This is a genomic window from Allobosea sp., assembly GCF_035944895.1.
Classification (GTDB): Bacteria; Pseudomonadota; Alphaproteobacteria; order Rhizobiales; family Beijerinckiaceae; genus Allobosea.
Genome location: NZ_DASZAT010000008.1, coordinates 640,047 through 658,958 on the forward strand (window position 1 = coordinate 640,047; position 18,912 = coordinate 658,958).

Annotated in this window: 14 protein-coding genes; 7 read left to right on the forward strand and 7 right to left on the reverse strand. The window is 68.3% G+C overall.

Translation table 11 applies throughout. The annotated features are described in order from the left end of the window. Positions 1-163 precede the first annotated feature (163 nt). From VGV58_RS14625 to VGV58_RS14650, 6 genes are all read left to right on the forward strand, one after another. Positions 164-1,264 (forward strand): ABC transporter ATP-binding protein, encoded by a 1,101-nt coding sequence (locus VGV58_RS14625; RefSeq protein ID WP_326874737.1) that lies wholly within the window; start codon positions 164-166, stop codon positions 1,262-1,264. 6 nt (positions 1,265-1,270) lie between these two features. After that, positions 1,271-3,337, forward strand: a complete 2,067-nt coding sequence (locus tag VGV58_RS14630) for a hydantoinase/oxoprolinase family protein (protein ID WP_326874738.1) — start codon at positions 1,271-1,273, stop codon at positions 3,335-3,337. Then, the gene (locus VGV58_RS14635; RefSeq protein WP_326874739.1) at positions 3,334-5,304 is read left to right on the forward strand and encodes a hydantoinase B/oxoprolinase family protein; all 1,971 of its coding nucleotides are present in this window, start codon (positions 3,334-3,336) and stop codon (positions 5,302-5,304) included. Before VGV58_RS14630 ends, VGV58_RS14635 begins: the two co-directional genes overlap by 4 nt. 42 nt (positions 5,305-5,346) lie before the next feature. Then, positions 5,347-6,384, forward strand: a complete 1,038-nt coding sequence (locus VGV58_RS14640; RefSeq protein ID WP_326874740.1) for an extracellular solute-binding protein — start codon at positions 5,347-5,349, stop codon at positions 6,382-6,384. Between the two features lie 61 nt (positions 6,385-6,445). Continuing rightward, positions 6,446-7,303 carry an ABC transporter permease gene (locus VGV58_RS14645; protein ID WP_326874935.1) on the forward strand — a complete coding sequence of 286 codons (858 nt, stop codon included), beginning with the start codon at positions 6,446-6,448 and terminating at the stop codon, positions 7,301-7,303. Positions 7,304-7,306: 3 nt separating this feature from the next. After that, the gene (locus tag VGV58_RS14650; RefSeq protein ID WP_326874741.1) at positions 7,307-8,113 is read left to right on the forward strand and encodes an ABC transporter permease; all 807 of its coding nucleotides are present in this window, start codon (positions 7,307-7,309) and stop codon (positions 8,111-8,113) included. 469 nt (positions 8,114-8,582) lie between these two features. On the opposite strand, the gene VGV58_RS14655 is transcribed toward VGV58_RS14650, so the two are convergent. From VGV58_RS14655 to VGV58_RS14680, 6 genes are read right to left on the reverse strand one after another with little or no spacing between them, the layout of a single operon-like run. Next, entirely contained in the window at positions 8,583-9,560 is a 978-nt protein-coding gene (locus tag VGV58_RS14655; protein WP_326874742.1) for a Bug family tripartite tricarboxylate transporter substrate binding protein, read from the reverse strand. Between the two features lie 45 nt (positions 9,561-9,605). Beyond that, positions 9,606-10,454 carry a fumarylacetoacetate hydrolase family protein gene (locus tag VGV58_RS14660; RefSeq protein WP_326874743.1) on the reverse strand — a complete coding sequence of 283 codons (849 nt, stop codon included), beginning with the start codon at positions 10,452-10,454 and terminating at the stop codon, positions 9,606-9,608. 13 nt (positions 10,455-10,467) lie between these two features. After that, positions 10,468-12,108, reverse strand: coding sequence for a bifunctional 3-(3-hydroxy-phenyl)propionate/3-hydroxycinnamic acid hydroxylase MhpA (gene mhpA / locus VGV58_RS14665; RefSeq protein WP_326874744.1), 1,641 nt, complete (start codon positions 12,106-12,108; stop codon positions 10,468-10,470). Between the two features lie 21 nt (positions 12,109-12,129). Beyond that, on the reverse strand, positions 12,130-13,020 hold the full coding sequence (locus VGV58_RS14670) for a VOC family protein (RefSeq protein WP_326874745.1): 891 nt from the start codon (positions 13,018-13,020) through the stop codon (positions 12,130-12,132). Between the two features lies 1 nt (position 13,021). Next, positions 13,022-13,906, reverse strand: a complete 885-nt coding sequence (locus VGV58_RS14675) for an amidohydrolase family protein (protein ID WP_326874746.1) — start codon at positions 13,904-13,906, stop codon at positions 13,022-13,024. Next, positions 13,903-14,040, reverse strand: coding sequence for a hypothetical protein (locus VGV58_RS14680; protein ID WP_326874747.1), 138 nt, complete (start codon positions 14,038-14,040; stop codon positions 13,903-13,905). Before VGV58_RS14680 ends, VGV58_RS14675 begins: the two co-directional genes overlap by 4 nt. A gap of 208 nt (positions 14,041-14,248) precedes the next feature. On the opposite strand from VGV58_RS14680, the gene VGV58_RS14685 reads away from it, so the two are divergent. Continuing rightward, positions 14,249-14,917 carry a GntR family transcriptional regulator gene (locus tag VGV58_RS14685; protein WP_326874748.1) on the forward strand — a complete coding sequence of 223 codons (669 nt, stop codon included), beginning with the start codon at positions 14,249-14,251 and terminating at the stop codon, positions 14,915-14,917. A 115-nt stretch (positions 14,918-15,032) separates the two neighbouring features. On the opposite strand, the gene VGV58_RS14690 is transcribed toward VGV58_RS14685, so the two are convergent. Further along, positions 15,033-18,611, reverse strand: a complete 3,579-nt coding sequence (locus VGV58_RS14690) for a DUF2339 domain-containing protein (protein ID WP_326874749.1) — start codon at positions 18,609-18,611, stop codon at positions 15,033-15,035. Between the last annotated feature and the right edge of the window lie 301 nt (positions 18,612-18,912).

Here is an 18,912-nt window from a genome sequence, read left to right on the forward strand (position 1 = left end):
AGGCCTGCACCTGCTTTCGAACCGCTGCCCCATACCTCACAAGGGCATGGAACGGTGCTTGACTCACCTGATCGCTCTGCCATTGTAGCGCTACAAAATCAAAAGGGAACGGTTTTCCCATGCCGTCACCAGCAACGACATCGCCTTGCGCAGAGGCGCTTCAATGACGACGGCCGGGCGGGGTTCGGCGGAGACGTTGACGCTCGCCGGCGTCCGCAAATCCTATGACGCCGTCCTCGCGGTGCGCGACCTCGATCTCGATGTTTCTGCGGGCGAGCTCGTCGCCCTGCTCGGTCCGTCCGGCTGCGGCAAGACCACGACGCTGCGCATGGTCGCCGGCTTCGAATATCCCGATTCCGGCACCATTCGGATCGGCGGGACCGACGTATCGCGTCTGCCGCCGCATCGCCGCAAGCTGGGAATGGTCTTCCAGAACTACAGCCTGTTCCCGCACCGCACCGTCGCCGAGAACATCGGCTTCGGCCTGCGCATGGCCGATGTCGGCCGTGCCGAGCGCGACCGGCGCGTGGCGGAGATGCTGGACCTGATCCGGCTGCCGGATCGCGCCGACATGTATCCGTCGCAGCTTTCGGGCGGCCAGCAGCAACGCGTCGCGCTCGCCCGCTCGCTCGTTGTCAATCCGAAGGTGCTGCTGCTCGACGAGCCGCTGGGGGCGCTCGACAAGTCGCTGCGCGAGAGCATGCAGTTCGAGATCCGGACCATGCAGCAGCGCCTTGGCATCACCACACTGCTCGTCACCCACGATCAGGAAGAGGCCCTGTCGATGTCGGACAGGGTCGCGGTGATGCAGGGCGGCCGCATCCTCCAGATCGGCACGCCGACGGACATCTACGACCGGCCGCGCAGCCGCTTCGTTGCCGAATTCCTCGGCGCCTCGAACATCTTCGCAGGCAAGGTCGCGCCGGATGGCCGAAACCTCCTGCTGTCGGGGCCAGGCGGCGACTCGCCGGTGCCGCTGAACGAGACGGCTGCGCCCGGCGCCATGCTCACGCTGTCGGTCAGGCCGGAACGGATGCGGCTCGGAGCCGAAGCGGGAGATGGTGCAAACCTTGCAGGTCGGGTCGTCGGCGCCGTGTTTCGCGGCAACTACGCCGCCTATCAGGTCGAGGCTGCGCATCTCGGGCGCGAGCTGATCGTCTATCGGCAGGCCGACGGGCCGCTCGGCACCATCTCCTTCCGGCTCGGCGATGTTTTGACGCTTGGTTGGGCGCCGCAGGATGCGGTGCCGATCGACGCGGAGTGAGGCTGCATGACGACTGCAAATGGACAGGGCGCGCGGATCGGCATCGATGTCGGCGGCACCTTCACGGATTTCGTGCTGGCCGATCCGCGTGACGGCGGCCTGGTCCACTACAAGGAGCCGTCGACGCCGGACGAGCCGTCCCGCGCCCCGATCGATGGGTTGAAGTCGCTGCTCGGCAAGGCCGGCCTGACCGCGGGCGACGTCTCGCTGCTGATGCACGGCACGACGATCGGCCTCAACGCGATCATCCAGCGGCGCGGCGCCACCATCGCGCTCGTGGTCAGCAAGGGCTTCCGCGACATCCTGGAGATCGCGCGCAGCCGCATGCCCTCCTCCTTCGATTTCCACTCGAGCAAGGAGGAGCCGCTGGTTCCGCGCTGCGCGATCGTCGAGATCGATGCGCGCCTGTCGGCGGCCGGAGAGGTCACGCGCGCTCCGGACGAGGCTGAACTCGCGCGCGTCGCCGCCGAGCTCAAGGCCCTAGGCGCCGATGCCGCCGCCCTCGTCCTGATCAACGGCTATGCCAGGCCGGAGGTGGAGATCGCGCTGGCCGACAAGCTCTCGGTCGGCGTAGGCGGCCTCGCCATCACCTCGGCCGCGGCCATCTGGCCGGAAATCCGCGAATACGAGCGAACGCTGGTCGCCTGTCTCAACGCCTATATCCAACCGCTGATGCAGCGCTATTTCGCCGGGCTGAAGCAGGGGCTCGCGCGCGACGGCGTCGAGGCGCCGATCCTGGTGACCGCCTCCAATGGCGGCTCGCTCAGTCTTGCGTCCGCCATCGACCGGCCGGTCGAGACGATCCTGTCCGGGCCGGCCTCGGGCGTGATGGCGGCGGCCCGGCTGGCGAGCGCGGCCGGCGTCAGCTCGATCATCTCCTTCGACATGGGCGGTACCTCCTCGGATATCGCCGTCGCCCATGCCGGCTCGGCGGAACTGGCGACGCGCACGGATATCGGCGGGCTGCCGCTGGTCCTGCCGGTCGTCGACGTCTCGGCGATCGGCGCCGGCGGCGGCTCCATCGTCTGGGTCGACGGCCACGGCGTCCTCAAGGTCGGGCCAAGGAGCGCCGGGGCCATGCCCGGCCCTGTCTCCTATGGCCGCGGCGGCCGCGAGCCCGCGGTCACCGACTGCTATCTGGCGCTCGGCTATATCGACCCCGACGGCTTCCTCGGCGGCCGCATGCGGCTGGACAAGGGCGCGGCCGAGCAGGCCCTGGCTGAGATCGCGGACCGCATTGGCCTCGCCGGGCCGGACGGCGCAGCGCGTGCGGCCGAAGGGGCGCTCGCCGTCACCACCGCCGGCATGGCGACGGAACTCTACAAAACCCTCGCCGCGCGCGGGCTCGATCCGGCGGGCTTCGCGCTCGTGCCCTTCGGAGGCGCCGGGCCGACCCATGCCAACCTCCTCGCCGAGGAGGTCGGGATCGGCAGCGTCGTGATCCCACCCGCCGCGGGGACCTTCTGCGCGCTCGGCGCCGTCGCGGCCGATCTGCGCCGCGACTTCGTGCGCAGCCTGCGCCGCCCTCTCGATGCGGCGAGCGCCGCCTTGCTGCAAACCGTCTTCGCCGAGCTTACGGCAGAAGGCACCGCCTGGCTCGATCATGAGGGCGAGCAGGCGACCGGCCGGCGGATCGAGCGAGGGGTCGACATGCGCTATGCCGGCCAGGCCTATGAGCTGCGTGTGCGGCTGGACCAGGATTGCCGCACGCAGGATGCCGTCGCCGAGGCCTTCCACCGCGAGCATGAGCGCATCTACGGCTTTCGCGACGGCGACAGCCTGGTCGAGCTCGGCACGGCGCGCCTCGCCATGGTCGGCGAGACCCCGAAGCTGACTCAGCCCCGGATTTCGGCGGGCGACGGCCAGCCGCCGGCCAGCGGCAGGCGGCCCTTGTTCCGCCGCGGCGCCTGGCTGGACGCCGCGGTCTACGCCCGCGCCGCCTTTGGCGCCGGCGACACGGTGAGCGGGCCGGCGATCATCGAGCAGGAGGACACCACCACGATCCTGTTGCCCGGCTGGGGCGCGCGGGCCGACGAGGCCGGCAATCTGCATCTCGAAAGACAGCCGTCATGAAGCTCGACTCGGTCACGCTCGCCATCCTCGGCAACAAGCTCGCAGCGGTCAGCGAGGAGATGTGCCTGACGCTGCAGCGCACCGGCCGGACACTCTATGTCAAGGAAACCGCCGATTTCGCCTGTGCGCTGGCCGGGCTGGACGGTCGCTTCTTCGCCTATCCGCGCTCGATCGGCGTCTCCGGCTTCGTCGGGCTCGAATGCCTGCCGACGATCGCGGCCGTCGGGCCGCTCGAGCCGGGCGACGTCATCCTGACCAACGACCCCTATCGCTCGGAGGGACTCTCAACCCACCTGCCCGACCTGCACATGATCGAGCCCTATTTCCACGAGGGCCGGATCGTCGCCTATGGCTGGTGCTTCGTTCACTGCTCGGATGTGGGCGGGCGCGTGCCGTCGAGCATCTCGCCTGTCAATACCGAGATCTTCCAGGAAGGCCTGCGCATCCCGCCGGTCAAGCTGATGCGGCGCGGCGAGATGGTGCCGGAGGTCCGCCTCTTCCTCGACGCCAACAGCCGCACGCCCGAAGCGAACATGGGCGACATCCGCGCCATGCTGGCCGCGCTCGCGGCCGGCCGGCGCCGCCTGGAGCAGACCATCGGCCAGCATGGGGCGGACGCGGTCTGCGTCGCAGCCACCGACCTGATGAGCTACGCCGCGCAGAAGGCGCGCGCCGTGCTGAAGCGCGTCCCTGACGGCACCTATCGCTTCAGCGACTATCTCGACGACGACGCGGCAACGCAGCTGCCGGTGCGTATCGCGCTCGCCGCGACCTTCACCGACGGGACGGTCCATCTCGACTTCACCGGCACCGACCCGCAGGTCGCGACCGCGATGAACATTCCCTCGCGCGGGCGCCCGCATGCCTGGCTGACCCTGCGCGTGCTGGCGCTGGTCAACACGCTCGACCCGACCACGCCGCTCAATGCCGGCCTGCTCGAGCCGGTCAGGATCACCGCGCCCGAAGGCAGCCTCGTCAACCCGCAGGAGCCGGCGGCGACCGGCGTGCGCCATGCGGCGGCGATCCGCGTCAACGATGTGCTGAACGGCGCCTTCGGCCAGGCTCTGCCGCAGGTGATGCCGGCGGCCTCATCCGGCACCGTGATCCCGGTGGTGATGGCCGAGCCCGACGGCCGCGGCGGCCGGCGCGTCCAGGTGATCGAGCCGATGATCGGCGGCACCGGCGCCCGCTCCGGTCGGGACGGCGTTGACGGCCGCGACAGCGGCATCTCGAACCTCGCCAACAATCCGGTCGAGACCGTCGAAGCCGAGCTCGGCGTCGAGATCATGAGCTATGCCCTGCGGCCCGATTCCGGCGGCGCCGGGCGCTGGCGCGGCGGCTGCGGCATGGAACTCACCTTCCGCGCCCTCACCGACGACACCAATGTGCTCGGCCGGGGAATGGAGCGCCTGCTGTTCAGGCCCTGGGGTTCGAATGGCGGCAGGCCCGGCGCTCCGGGCGAGCTGATCGTCAATCGCGGCCGGCTCGACGAGCGCCGGCTCGGCAAGATCGACGTCCTGACCATCAATGCCGGCGACACCGTCACCTTCCTGACGCCCGGCGCGGGTGGCTGGGGCGATCCGGCCGAGCGCGACACGCAGGCCGTGCTGCATGATGTGCGCAACGGCTTCGTCACCGCGGAGGCGGCAGCCCGCAACTATGGCGTGGTGATCCATGGCGGCGAGGTCGACGAGGCAGCGACCGGGGCGCGCCGCGCCGCCATGCAGCGCGCCGGCGGCCACGGCCCGGAACGCGAGCGCTGGGATGCGGTCTTCACGCCCGAGCTGATGGACCGGCTGAATGCCGGTCTGGTCGCCCTGCCCGGCTCGGCGCGTCAACGCCGGCGTCGTGATATCTTCGCGCAGGCGCTCTCCGCCCTGCCGGACGGTTTCCCGCGCGTGGGCGCCGGCGACGAGGCCCTGCGCACGGCGCGAGAGCGGCTCGCGACCGCCGCCGCGGAGCTTTGACACCAGCCCGATGCAAACGCCCTCGAACCATGGAGCACTGCGATGACGAAGCTGGACAGGCGTAGATTTATCGGCGGCGCCACCGCCCTCGCCGCCGGCGGCATGCCGCGCCTCGCGCAGGCGCAGGACAAGTCGATCACCGTCACCGCCTTCGGCGGCGTCTGGGAGGAGGCGGTGCGCAAATGCTTCGTCGCTCCCTTCGAGGCCAAGACCAAGGCGAAGGCCAATGTCTCGCTCGGCGGCCCGCCGCAATGGCTGGCGCAGGTCGAGGCCAATCCGAAGAAGCCGCCGGTCGACGTGCTGATCATGACGCCTGACCTCGCGCTGACCGCGGCGAAAGCCGGCCTCGTCGACGATTTCACGGTCGAGAAGCTGCCTAATCTGGCGAAGACCCCGAAGGAGCTGACCGACTCAGTCATGGGCAAGGGCACGCTGTTCGACTACGGCGTCGGCGGCATCACCTTCAACAAGAACCGGGTGAAGACCCCCCCGAAATCCTTCGCCGAATTCGTCGATCGCGTCGCCAAGGGCGAGTTCGTCGCCTCGGTTCCGTCGATCAGCTATGCGGTGACGCCGATCATGCTGATCTGGGCCATGGCCAAGGCCTTCGGCGGTGGCACCGAGAACGTCGATCCGTTCTTCAAGGCGATGGAGAAGATGAAGAAGAACCTCGTCTTCTGGGCGGGGCCGAACGACTTCTTCAACCACCTCTCGTCGGGCGAGGCCGAGCTCGGCATCTATTTCGACGGGCGGACCTGGAACCACTACGATTCCGGCGCGACCTGGATCGACTTCATCAACCCGTCGGAGGGCGGCTCGCTCAACGGCGTCGCCGTGCAGAAGCCGGTCAATGCCGACCCGCTGGCCTGGGACTACATCAACGAGGTGCTGGACGCCAAGAACCAGACCCTCTTCGCCGACATCATGAACTACGGCGTGACCAATACCGACGTGGTCTACAGCGACAAGCTCAAGCCGCGCATCACGCCCTGGCAGCAGACCCAGTTCCCGCCCTACGAGGAGATCGCGAAGGTGCGCAACGACTGGGTCAACCGCTGGAACCGCGAGATCGGACGCTGAACGGCGGGCCGCTGCCGCCTATGCGGGCGGCAGCGGCTTCTTCCGGACGAAGGTCGTGACGATGCAAGCTCCCGCGCCAGCACTGGACGGACACAAGAAGCCGCAAGGGATGTCGTGGCTGCTGGCGCTGCCGGCCGCGCTCTTCCTGTTCGTGTTCTTCGTGCTGCCTTTGCTCGACAATGGCATGCGCAGTCTCGTCGGCGCCGAGGGCCAGCTGACGCTGACGCGCTATTCGGCGCTGCTGACCGACAGCTTTTATCTGCGCGTCACGGCAGAAACGATCCTGCTCTCGGCCGGCGTCACGGCGATCTGCATCGTGATCGGCTATCCCGTCGCCTATGTGCTGGTGCGCAAATCCGGCCGCTGGGCGGGCCTGATCATCTTCCTGCTGATCGCGCCGCTGCTGACCTCGATCATCATGCGCACCTTCGGCTGGCAGGTGCTGTTCGCGCGCCGCGGCCTCGTCAACAACCTGCTGCTCGACCAGCTCGGGTTGATCGAGGCCCCCTTGCGCCTGACCAACTCGCCGGGCATCGCCATCGCGGCGCTCGTGCACGTCCTCGTGCCCTATATGGTCCTCTCGATCGCGACCGTGCTGCAATCGGTCGACCGGCGGCTCGAGGAATCGGCCAAGATCCTCGGCGCTGGACGGCTGCGCGCCTTCCGCGAGATCACGCTGCCGCTTTCGCTGGACGGCATCGGCACCGGCGCGATCCTGGTCTTCATGATCGCCAATGGCAGCTTCGTCACGCTGGTCCTGCTTGGCGGCGGCCTCCAGACCTTGCCGCTGCTGATCTACCAACAGTTCAACACGACCCGCGATTTCGGGATGGCGAGCGCGATGAGCACGCTGCTGCTCGCGGTCGCGCTGTCCTGCCTCTTCCTGCAATTGCGCCTCGTGCGCCGTCGCGGAGCCTAAGCGATGCGCGCGCGCAAGCGGGACTGGATCGATCTCGGCCTCGTCGCCTTCACGGTGCTGTTCTTCACCTTCATGTTGGCGCCGATCATCGTGGTCGTCGTCGTCTCCTTCACTTCGGCCGGCTATGTCGCCTTCCCGATCCCCGGCTGGTCGCTGAAGTGGTTCGCCAACATCTTCGCCTACCAGCCCTTCGTCAGCGCGCTGAAGGTCAGCATCGGCGTCGCGATCGCCGCCACGCTGCTCTCCTGCCTGATCGGCGTCCCGGCCTGCCTATACCTCGCTCGCTCACGGGCGGCCTGGGCCAGCGCGGTGATGACCTTCCTGCTCTCGCCGCTCTCGATGCCGATGATCGTCATCGGCTTCGCCTCGCTGTTCTTCCTGTCCTGGCTTGGGATCGGCATCTCCTTCACCGCGCTGCTGATCACCCATACGGTCGTCTGCCTGCCCTATGTCATCCGGACGGTTGCCGGCGTCTATGCCGGCCTGCCGCCTGCCTATGAGGAAGCGGCGGCGATCCTCGGCGCCGATCCGGCGCGGGTCTTCTGGCACGTCACGCTGCCGCTGATCCGGCCGGGGATCATGGCGGGCGCGCTGTTCTCTTTCCTGACCTCCTTCGACAACCTGCCGATCAGCTATTTCTTCGCCAGCGCCAGCACCGGGACGCTGCCGGTGGTGATGCTGAGCTATCTGGAGAACCAGTTCGACCCGACGATCGCGGCGCTGAGCTCGCTGCAACTGCTGATGGCGGTGGTCGCCCTGCTTATCGTCGACCGGATCTACGGCATCGACAAGATGACGGTGGCGGCATGACGCTCGCCTTGCCGATCGACCATGGAGTGATCCTGGTGACCAATCTCCGGTGCAGCTCTTTTGAAGGGAGTCGTGATTGCCCGAGCGGCCAGTTCATACGCTTGATCCAGTTTGGGGGCCGTTGAGGTTGATCTTCGCCCGGATGCTGACGTTCTCGCTACCTCAATCGCAGGAGGACCGTGCAGTTGCTGAGGGAGTTGGTGCGCGTCACTGGTCGCGGTCACCTCTTGCGGCAATTGCCGGCCCCGGGCCAAGGCGATCGCGGGGACGATCAACAGCATCAGCATGTCGAGTAGACCGTGCTGCCGATCATCGGCACGAAGATGGGATAGAGGCCCGTCTTTGGCGCTTCGCCTGCGCGCCAAATGCAGACTCTCGCAGATGTCCCGGAAGCGGACATTGCATGACGTGTGCAAGGCCCTTCATTTGTGCCTCCGTTGAAGCTGCTCGCATCGTCAGGTGCCGATCATTATTGAGGCTCGATCCCGAACTCCTTGATCAGGGCGCCCATGGTCGCGATCTCCTGGCCGAGGAAGGCGGAGGCGCCCGCCGGGGTGGCGAGGGCGCCGACCTCGACATCGAAGCCGAGCGTCGGCGCCCGCTCGCGGACATCGGACTGCTGCTGCGCTTCGGCGATCTTTTGGCTCAGCTTCCGGATGATCTCGGGCGGCGTGCCGGCCGGCGCCATCACCATGAACCAGCCACCGATATCGGCGCTCGGCAGCGATTCGGCGATCGCCGGCACGTTCGGAATCGACTTCAGGCGCCTCGTCCCGGCGACCGCGATCGGGCGCAGCGAGCCTTCCTTGATGAAGGGCTCGGCGACGGAGGCCGACTGGATCGTCGCCTGGACGCGCCCGGCGATCGTGTCCTGGATCGAGTTCGCGGCGGAGGCATAGGGCACGAGCACCATGCCTATGCCGGCACGCCAGTTGATGGTCTGGCCGATCAGCCCGGAGATGTTGCGCTCGCTGTCGACCGCCAGGCTGAGCGAACCCGGCTTCGCCTTCTCATGGGCGATCAGATCGGCAAGCGAGTTGATCGGCAGCTTCGGATCGACGAGCAGGACATGGTGGCTGCGCGCCACCAGCGCGACCGGCGCAAGATCCTTCAGCGGGTCGTAAGGGAGCTTCTTGAAGGTGTGTGGATTGGTCGAGAGCGAGGCCGAGGTGGCGAACAGGAAAGTGTAGCCGTCGGGCGTCGCGCGTGCGACGGCCTGGGTTCCGACGATGTTGGCCGCGCCGGTCCGGTTCTCCACATAGACCTGCTGGCCGAGGCTGCGCGAGAGCTTGTCGGCGAGCACGCGCGCCAGGATGTCGGGGCTGTTCCCGGCCGCCTGCGGCACGACCAGGGCGACGGGGCGCTGCGGCCAGGTCTGGGCGTGGGCGGATGTCGCGGCCGCCAGGGCGACGGCGGCCGAGACGAGCAGCGATGTAAGCTTGGTCATCGTTTCCTCCGGGATCGTTATCATTGTGGAGAGGGCAGCGGTCGGTCAGGCCTCGTCGGCGACGCCGTTGCGCAGGGTTCCGAGACCGTCGATCTCGATCTCGACCGTGTCGCCCGGTTGCAGCCAGAGCGGCGGGTTCCGCTTGGCGCCGACGCCGCCCGGCGTGCCGGTCGCGATGACGTCGCCGGGCTCCAGCCGCGTGAAGGCCGAGCAGTATTCGATGATCCGCGGGATATCGAAGATCATCTGGCCGAAGGTCGCGTCCTGCACGATCTGGCCGTTGACCCGCGTCTGCAGCCGCAGGCTGCCGAGCTCGCCGAGCTCGTCGGGCGTCATCATCCAGGGGCCGAAGGCGCCAGTGCCGGGGAAGTTCTTGCCCGGCGTGAACTGGTGGGTGTGGCGCTGGAAGTCGCGGAGGCTGCCGTCATTGTAGCAGGCATAGCCCGCGACATGGGCGAAGGCGTCGGCCGGCGCGATATAGCGGCCGGGCTTGCCGATGACGATCGCGAGCTCGCCCTCGAAGTCGAGCTCGTGCGAGACGCGCGGCCTGACGATGTTGGCGCCATGGCCGATCTGGGAGTTGGCGAAGCGGGCGAAGATGGTCGGGTTGTCGACCTCGGTGCGACCGGTTTCCTTGCGGTGCATCTCGTAGTTCAGGCCGACGCAGAGAATCTTGTCCGGGTTCGGCAGCACCGGGAGCCAGGTGATGGTCGCCAGTGCATGACGTGGGGCATCGGGCGCGGCCGCCGCGACCTCGCCCAGCGCATCGGCCGCGATGGCCGATTTCAGATCGGGATGGCGGTCACGCAGGACCGCGCCGAGGTCGATGGCCTCTTCGCCCTCGATCAGGCCCCAGCTCGGGGCGCCCTTTATCTGGAAAGTCGCGAAACGCATCGGATCGAATCCTTTATGGTGTGCTGGCGGGTTGGGGCTGACGGTTAGCGGTCGGGAGCGGGGCGAGCCGGTATTGCAGTTCGTCGAGCAGAGCCTCGAGCGTGGCTGCGTCGGCAGCGGTGCCGAAGACGTAGTGGTCGGGCCTGACGATCGCGGCGCGGCGGCCATGCCTGGAGAACCAGGCGGTGATCACGCCATCGCGCTCGGTCACGGCGATATCGGCCTGCGCAGGGACGGCGGAATCCGCCGGCCCGGACGACACCACGACCATGCGCAGCCCGAGCGCACGGGCCTGTCGCGTCAGGTCCGGCCGCAACTCCGCGGCCAGCGTCGGCTCGATGACGAGGCGTAGTCCGGCACCGGCGACGGCGTCGAGCCTGGCCGGCCCCTCCGGCGTCTTTACCCAGGGTTGCGGGAAGAGTGTCCCCTTCACCACGTCGTCGCGAGCAGCCAGCAGGCCGGCCGCGAGCGGCGGGACGATCTCCTGCCGCGTGATCGTGCGCGGCCGGCCGCCGCCTTCGGCGAGGATGCGGGCGTCGCGCGCCCGGGCGGCCTGCGGGTCGCGCTCGCAGATCACCTGGCCGATCGCCTTGATCCGAGAGGTCAGCTCGCGGACATGGTGGCTGCGCTCCGCCTCGTAGCTGTCGAGCAGGGTCGCGTCGGAGCGGCCGTCGAGGACGCGCGCCAGCTTCCAGATCAAGTTGGCGACGTCGCGCACGCCCTGGCACATGCCCTGGCCGATGAAGGGCGGCTGCTGATGAGCCGCGTCGCCGGCGATGAAAATCCCCCCGTCGCGCCAGCGCTCGGCGACCAGAGCGTGGAAGCGATAGCTCGCCGCGCGCCAAAGCGTGGCGTCGGCCGGCGTCAGCCAGCGGGCGAGCAGTTTCCAGACCTGTTCAGGTCTCTGCGCTTCGCGCGGATCTTCGCCCGGCAGGAGCATGATCTCCCAGCGGCGGTGATTGCCGGGGCCGATGATGAAGGTCGTCGGCCGGCGTGGGTCGCAATACTGCGCGGCGGTCTGCGGCAGCTTGCCAGCTGCGTCCTCGTTCACCAGCACGTCGACGACCAGCCAGGGCTCGTCGAAGACGAGGTCCGCGAGCCCGATGCCGAGCTGCTCGCGCACGCCGCTGGAGGCGCCGTCGCAGGCAACCACATAGTCGGCGCTGACCGTCCGGCGCGAGCCATCGTCGCCGGCCAGAGTCAGCGTGACCCCGGTCGGCGCCTGCTCGAAGCCGACGAGCTCGGTTCCCAGCGAGATCTCGACCGCGTCGTAGCGCCGCGCATGCGCGCGCAAGGCGGCCTCCACCGGTGGCTGGGTGAAGACCATGGTCGGCGTGTAGCCGAGCGGGTAGGGCTCCGGCACCATGTCGATGCGGCGGATGAGCTGGCCGTCGGCGCCGAAATGCTCGGAGGCCGGAAACGGCGCCACATAGGGCAGCACCTCATCGGCGACGCCGAGATTGTCGAGGAGCCGCATGATCTCGTGGTCGATCGCGATGGCGCGCGGCTTGTCGTAGACCCCACGCTGCCTGTCGATGACGAGGCTGCGAATGCCATGCTGCCCGAGCAGGCTCGCCGCGACGGCGCCGCTCGGGCCGAAGCCGATGACGGCGACCTGGTAGTTGTTTCCGGGTGGGAGGTCTTGTTCGCTCAAGGGGAGGTCCTGCCGGATTGCTTAGCGGTAGACGATCGCGGCCTGTGCCGCCTTGACGTGGTCAGCCTTGGGCGGCGCGATGCCCCAATGGTCGGTCCGGCCGGGCGGCCAGACCCATTCGTCGGGCCCGCGCACGCGGTAGCCGTCGTCGACCTGCAGCACCTCGGCGGTGAATTCGACGACGAAGCCGACAGGGTCGATGAAATAGGCGAAGACGTTGTCGCCCGGCCCGTGGCGGCCGACGCCCCAGGCGATCGGGTAGCCGGCGTCGACGAGACGGCCTGAGGCGCGCATCACCGATTCCCAGTCGGGCACGAGGAAGGCGATGTGGTTCAGCCCGTTCGCCTTGGCCTCGGCTAGCACCACGGCGTGATGGTCGCTGTTGCAGCGCAGGAAGGCCATGAGCTTCGAGCGGTCGGTCAGGACGAAGCCGAGCGTCTGTTCGTAGAAGCTCGTCTCCCGGTCGACGTCGACGCTGTTGAGGTTCACATGCGCCAGGCGCAGCGGCCGGTCGCGCTCCTCCCTCGCATCGGCGTGCAGCCGTTCGCCCTGGACGAAGCGGAAGACGCCGCCCTGCGGCTCGCGGATCGCCATCGCCGTCCCGCCATCCGGGCCGGGATTGGCGGCAGGCGGCGACAGCAGCGTGGCGCCATGGGCGACGGCTCGCGCTGCGAGGGCGTCGAGATCCTCGGCCGCGCCGACCCGGAAGGTCACCGAGCGGATCTCGGGACTGTCACTCTGGTGCAAGGCGAGCACATGGTGATCCGGCCCGCTGGCGCGCAGATAGACGGCGCCGTCCTGCCGGGCGGCGACGGCGAGGCCCCAGACCTCCGTGTAGAAGCGCTCCGAAGCTTTGAGGTCCGGCGTCCCGATCGCGACGCTGCGCAAGGCGGTGACGGGGAAATGGGTCATGTCAGGCCTCGCCCTCGCGCCCGAGGAAGGTCGCGGCATTCTCGCTGAGCAGCCGCTTGCGCAGGCGCTCGTCGGCGAAGGCCGCCTCGATGCGATCGACCGGATTGCGCTCGTGGAAATTGAACGGGTAATCTGTGCCGATCATGATCTGCGTCTCGCCGAAGAGGTCGGTGAGATGCCTGAGCGTCGGCTCGTCATAGACCAGCGCATCGTAGAACAGGCGCCGCGCCTGCTCGGTCGGCGACAGCGCGATGCTCTCCCGCAGCGCCGGGAAGACGCGGCGGCCTTCCTCCAGCCGCGGCAGCAGCAGGCCGAGCGTGCCGCCGCCATGGCTGAAGGCGATCCGCAGCTTCGGCCGGCGCAGCATCAGATTCGAGCAGATCACCGAGGCAGCGGCGAGCCCGACCTCGCCGGGATAGGCCAGCACCTGCTGCAACTGGGCGGAGCCGACCAGCCGGTCCTGGCCGCAGGGGCGCACGGCATGGACGAAGACCGCCGCGCCGAGCTCCTCGGCCGCCTCGAAGAACGGATCGAAATTGGGCGCGCCGATCGGTTTGCCGTTGACGTTGCTGCCGATCTCGACGCCGGCGAAGCCGGGCTCCCGCATCAGCCGGGACAACTCTGCGAGGGCGAGATTCATGTCCTGCAGCGGCACTGCGCCGAGCCCCACCAGCCGGCCACCGGATTCCGCGATCATGCCCGCTATCTGGTCGTTGACATAGCGCAGCAACTCGGCAGCGGACGCAGCCTCCATCCAGTAGGACAGCAGCTCGGGCATCGGCGAGATCGCCTGCAGCGAAAGGGCCATGCCGTCCAGATCGGCAAGGCGCTTCGGGACATCCCAGCAGCGATCCGAGACCGTGCGATAGGTCCGGCCGTCGATCACGATGTGCCGGTGGCACTCATGCGCGGGGGCGTCGATGGCCAGCCGGCGGGCGGCGCGCCATGCAGATAGGCGGGAAAGGTCGCCGGCACGACATGCGCATGGATATCGATGCCGCAGGCGCAGCGAGTCCTCATCCGGCTTTTCTCGTCTCCCGCCGCCAGCACCGCCCGTCCCCCGGGTTGCAGATTTCCATGTCCGCTCTCTTATATTGCGAAATTTTTCGATGTGAAGCAAAAATTTATAAATTTTTACCTGACGCCGTAGCGTGTATAAATCGCTTCGGGGAATCGTGACTGCGCAAGCCATGTCGCGGCCCAATCCAGCGAGGTCCAATCGTTTCGCATGAATGCGCCCGTTTCCTCGACCCGCACCTTGGACCTCTACGACAAGCTGCGGGACGACCTTTTGTCTGGACGGCTGAAGCCGGGGCAGAAGCTGCAGATGCGCTTCCTGATGGACGCCTATCAGGCCGGGCAGACGCCTTTGCGCGAGGCCCTGAACCGGTTGACCGCGGAAGGACTGGTGGAGGCGCGCGAGCAGCGCGGCTTTCTAGTCGCCCCGGTCAGCCGCTCGGAGCTGCGCGAACTGACGATGACGCGCTGCTGGGTCGAAGCGCTGGCCCTGCGCAAGGCGATGGAGGCGGCCACGCCCGCCTGGGAGGAGGAGCTGGTGGTCGCGCATCACCGGCTCAGCCGGACGCCGCGCTCGCTCAACCCTGACGAGTTCGAGGACAATCCGGACTGGGAGCGGCTGCACCGGATATTCCACCGCTCGCTGATCGGCCAGTGCGGCTCGACTTCGCTAATCGGCTTCTGCGACCAGTTGGCCGACCGGCTCTATCGCTATCGTCGCCTCTCGATCCGCCGTGCCTTTCCGGGCCGCAAGGTCGCGGACGAGCACCAGGCGATCGTGACGGCGGTGCTGGATCGGGACATCGAGCATGCCGTCGCGTTGCTCATGCGCCACTACCAGCAGACGGCGGACGTGATCCTCGAGGATCGGTCATTGTGAAGAGAATGCCGACGACAACCTCGCGCCAAGAGCTGACCTTGGCACCTTGCCCGGAAGCGGACGCTCGCAGCTCTGGTGCCAGACGTCGGATTCCGCCCCGTGACGGACATTGCTACTACGCGCTGTCGGGCGTAGCGGTCTCCGTCCCGCGGTGTAAAACGCGTTGGTAGGCAAGGCCGATCGCGACAAGACTCCCACCCAGACCGATGAAGGACAGGGCCCGCAGCAGCCCCTCCAGCCCCGACATGTCGACGAGGAAGGCCTTGCAGATCGCGATGGTGATGATGCCGAGCGAGGCTAGGCGCAGATCGCGCGACCGGACCCGGAAGCCCAGCGCCAGCAGAGCTACACCGTAGAGCAGGATCGCGGCCGAATAGGCATAGAGCTCGCCGGCGCTGACATCGGTGCTGAAAAGGTCAGGACCGACGAAGGCACGGCGGACCTCGGTGACGACATAAGCCAGCGCCCCGAAAATAGCGGCCATGCCATAAGCCCGCGCGATCAGTGGCCGGTGGAGGTAGGACCGCACCCAGGCAGCGGCTGCGAAGGCAAGCGCCGCGGGCAGAAGATAGCCTAGGAGCGCATTGTCCAGGATCAAGACGCCCGCCAGGGGCTGGTCGGTCATCGCGGGGCTAGCGATGAACGCGACAGCGGCGAAGAAGCCGCAGGCCGCCAGCGTTGCGACCAACGGATCGACCGGCACGCTGCGCCCCTGCCAGCGGAACGAGCCCGCGATCATGACCGCGATGGCCAGGATGAAGGCAAGCGAGGCGTAGATGCCGGATTCAGCCAGGGTGATCGGCACCTCGGAGGCGAGCGTGGGGCCGTGGAGCCCATGGCGCAGCAGTAGGAAGGCGCAGCCGATGGCGGCAGCGGCCGCGGCGCTCCCGAAAGCGCGAGAGAGCCTGGCGAAGGCATCCCGCAGCCACAATGCGGCGCCGACAAGGGCCAGGGCTGTCAGGCCGTAACCCCACAGAATGCGGTTGAAGATGACCGGTCCTGCGACCGCGCTCCCGTCGAGGAACGGGTTGCAGACGAAGCCGAGGGCGAGGACGGCCCAGCCAATCGCGATGCCGCCCAGCGTCAGGACGCCGAGCCGCGCGATCCGGCCCTGCGCGGCATCGTGCCAGAGTCGCGCCGCGGCGGTCAGGGCGGTCAGCACGATCGTTATCATGACGGCCTCTGCGTAGCCGACCGAGGTGCCGTCCACTGGCGAGAGCTGCGGTCCGGCAAAGACCTGACGGATGATGAGGACGATGCCGAGCGAGATCAGGAATGCGCCGCAGGCACTCAGCGCATCCGCGACCGGCGAGCTGCCGTCACGCCACATGGCGAAGCCCAGTGTTCCAAGCGCGCCTCCGGCAACGACATACCAGAGCAGCCGATTCAGCACTGGCCAGCCGTCGACGGTGGTGCCGTCAAAAAGCGGATTGAGCAAGGCGCCGAGTCCACCGATAGCGAGAAGCATCGTGAGCGCAGCGGCGGCGAGTCCCGCGATCCGGAAGGTCGCGTTGCCGGCCGAACGGCTGACGCGCTGGAAGCCGGCGCTGAGCAGTCCAGTCGCTATTACCAGGCAGGCGACCTCCTCGAACAGTCGGTTGCGCGGCTGAGCGTAGTGGCCGGCGATCCAGGCGAGATCGGGAGTAAGGTCCGGGCCGACGAAAAGCTGATGGACCTGCAGCAGTACGAAGGCAGCAGTGAAGAAAGCAGCAAGCGCCTGATGTACGACCCGCGGCCGACCCTGCCCATCGCGCAGCGCCAGCGCGGCAACCCAGAAGCACAGCGCCGGCAGGGCATAGGCCGGGATCAGCCAGTTGAGCAGCGGCCACGAGCCCATCTCCGTCAGGATCGGAGCCCAAAGCCAGCGGGCGAAGGCCGCGGTCGCGAGGCTGGCCGACATCGTTCGCAGCAGCGGGATCGGGCGGATGCGGGCGAGGATGGCGAGTCCGGCGGCGGAGATCGCGAAGCCGACCACCAGCCAGGTCTCGCGCAGGGCCAGCGCTACGGCGAGGCCGAGCGCGATCGCACCGGCGGCGGCATAGGCAGCAGAGCCGATCAAGGCGAGCGGATTGCTGCGCGGTCTGGCGCTGGCACGCTCGACCGGCAGCAGGAACTCCGAGGCGAAGTATAGCGCCGCGACCAGCAGCGCCGCCAGCGCCGCGAAGCCGGGCGAGCGCTCGAAACCATTGACGCGCAGCGTCGTCGCGAGCAGCAGGCAGACCGGCGCCAGCGCCGAGGCGAAGGCCAGGCAGCCGCGCTCGACGTAGCCGCCGGCGCCGGCCCGGCGGCGCGTGACCAGAGCTGCGAAGGGCAGGCCGCCGATCACCGCGGCGAAGAGTGCAGCGGTCCAGAGCAACCCCGGTCCGGCATCGGGGGCAATGCTCAGCCTGACGAGGTCGAGCAGGGTTGCCGGCGACAGGCCGAGCGGCCCCTCCTGACGGGGCCAGAGCAAGATCATGCCGACGGCGCCCGCGGCGGCGACGAGCGCGAGCGGAGCGAGATCGCGATGGCGGACAGCCGCCACGATGCCGACCGCGACGGTGGCAAGGATCGCGACATGCAACGGCCCCGGCGCGCCAAAGCCGACCCAGAGCACGCCCGAGATCACCAGCGGCACGACGATGGCGACGAAGCCGGTGATGTCGAATGGGGCCGGACGCCAGGGCGCAGCCTCGCCGCGCCGGCGCAGCAACGGCAATTCCTTCAGCAGCAGCCAGGCGAGCACAGCGCCGGCCGTGGCGAGGAACGAGGGCCAGATCAGCCCACGCATGGCGAAGGCGATCAGCACGGTCCAGACACCATGGCCGGCGACGGCCGCCAGGGTGACGATCCGGCTCGGGCGCTGTGCGTGCAGCAGGAAGGCGGTGGCTGTGACGAAGGCGATGAAGAGCGAGAGCGAGGCGAAGGCCGGGGCCGTGCTTGTGATCAAGAAGGGCGTGACATAGGAACCGACCAAGCCGAAGAGACCGAGCGCCGGACCGTGAAGCAGCGAGGCGGCGAGCGCCGACAGGCCGATCAGCGCCATGATCGCGAAGGCGGGCGTCGGGCCGATGAAGCCGTAGATGGCATGGGCGGCGAAGGAAACGCCGAACCCGGCCAAGACGCTGACGCCGGCGAGGACGGAGGGGATGTTGGCGTTACGCAGCGCGCCCGGCGCGTTGAAAGGCAGCGGCGCATCGCGACGGCGCAGATACTCGCTCGCTCCGGCCAGCAGCAAGGCGAAGGCTGCGCCCATCAGCAGCCGCACCCCGGGCCCGAACATGCCGGCCTCGATCGAGTAGCGGACGAGGAACAGGCCACCGAAGGCCAGCGCGACGCCGCCGACCCAAACGGCCCAGCGCGAGCCGATGGTCTCCTCGATGTCGCGACGCGGCGGCGGTGCACCGGCCAGCGCCTCCGCCTCCGGTTGCGCCTCTTGCTCGAAGCGGTCGAAGGGCGGAGGAACGGGATCGGCTGTAGGCTCGTAAAACGTTTCGTCCGCCGTTCGAGCCGCGAGTGCGATCGCTTCGGGTGGAATCTCCTCGAGCGTAGGTGCCCTGGGCTCAGCTGACTCCGGCGCCGCGACAGGCTTGATGTCTGACTCGGCAAGTTCGCGAGACTCGAGTTCGGTCGCCACTGGTGGCGACGGCTCGGACACCGACGCGGCTTCGGCGGGCTCGACGCCTGTCGCCGAGGGAGCCGCAGTGGCCGGCACGGCGCTCCCCTTCAGCCCCGTCAGCTCCTCGCGGAGCGCAGCCAGTTCGGATTTCAGCTCTGCGATCTGATCGAGGGCGGCGGTACTACGCCCGGATGCTCGAAGGGCCGCCCACGGGATGATGACAAAGAAGAAAAGCCCAAACAGTAGACCGATAATCACCCATTCCATGACGATTGATCGGCCTCCGATCGGCGCAGCATTCGAAACGGACGACCAGCCTATCGCGGCGGATCGGGGTTGTCATTGCGAGGATAGCGGCCGACGGCCTTCCGGCGATCTCGCTCATGAGGATGCCGCA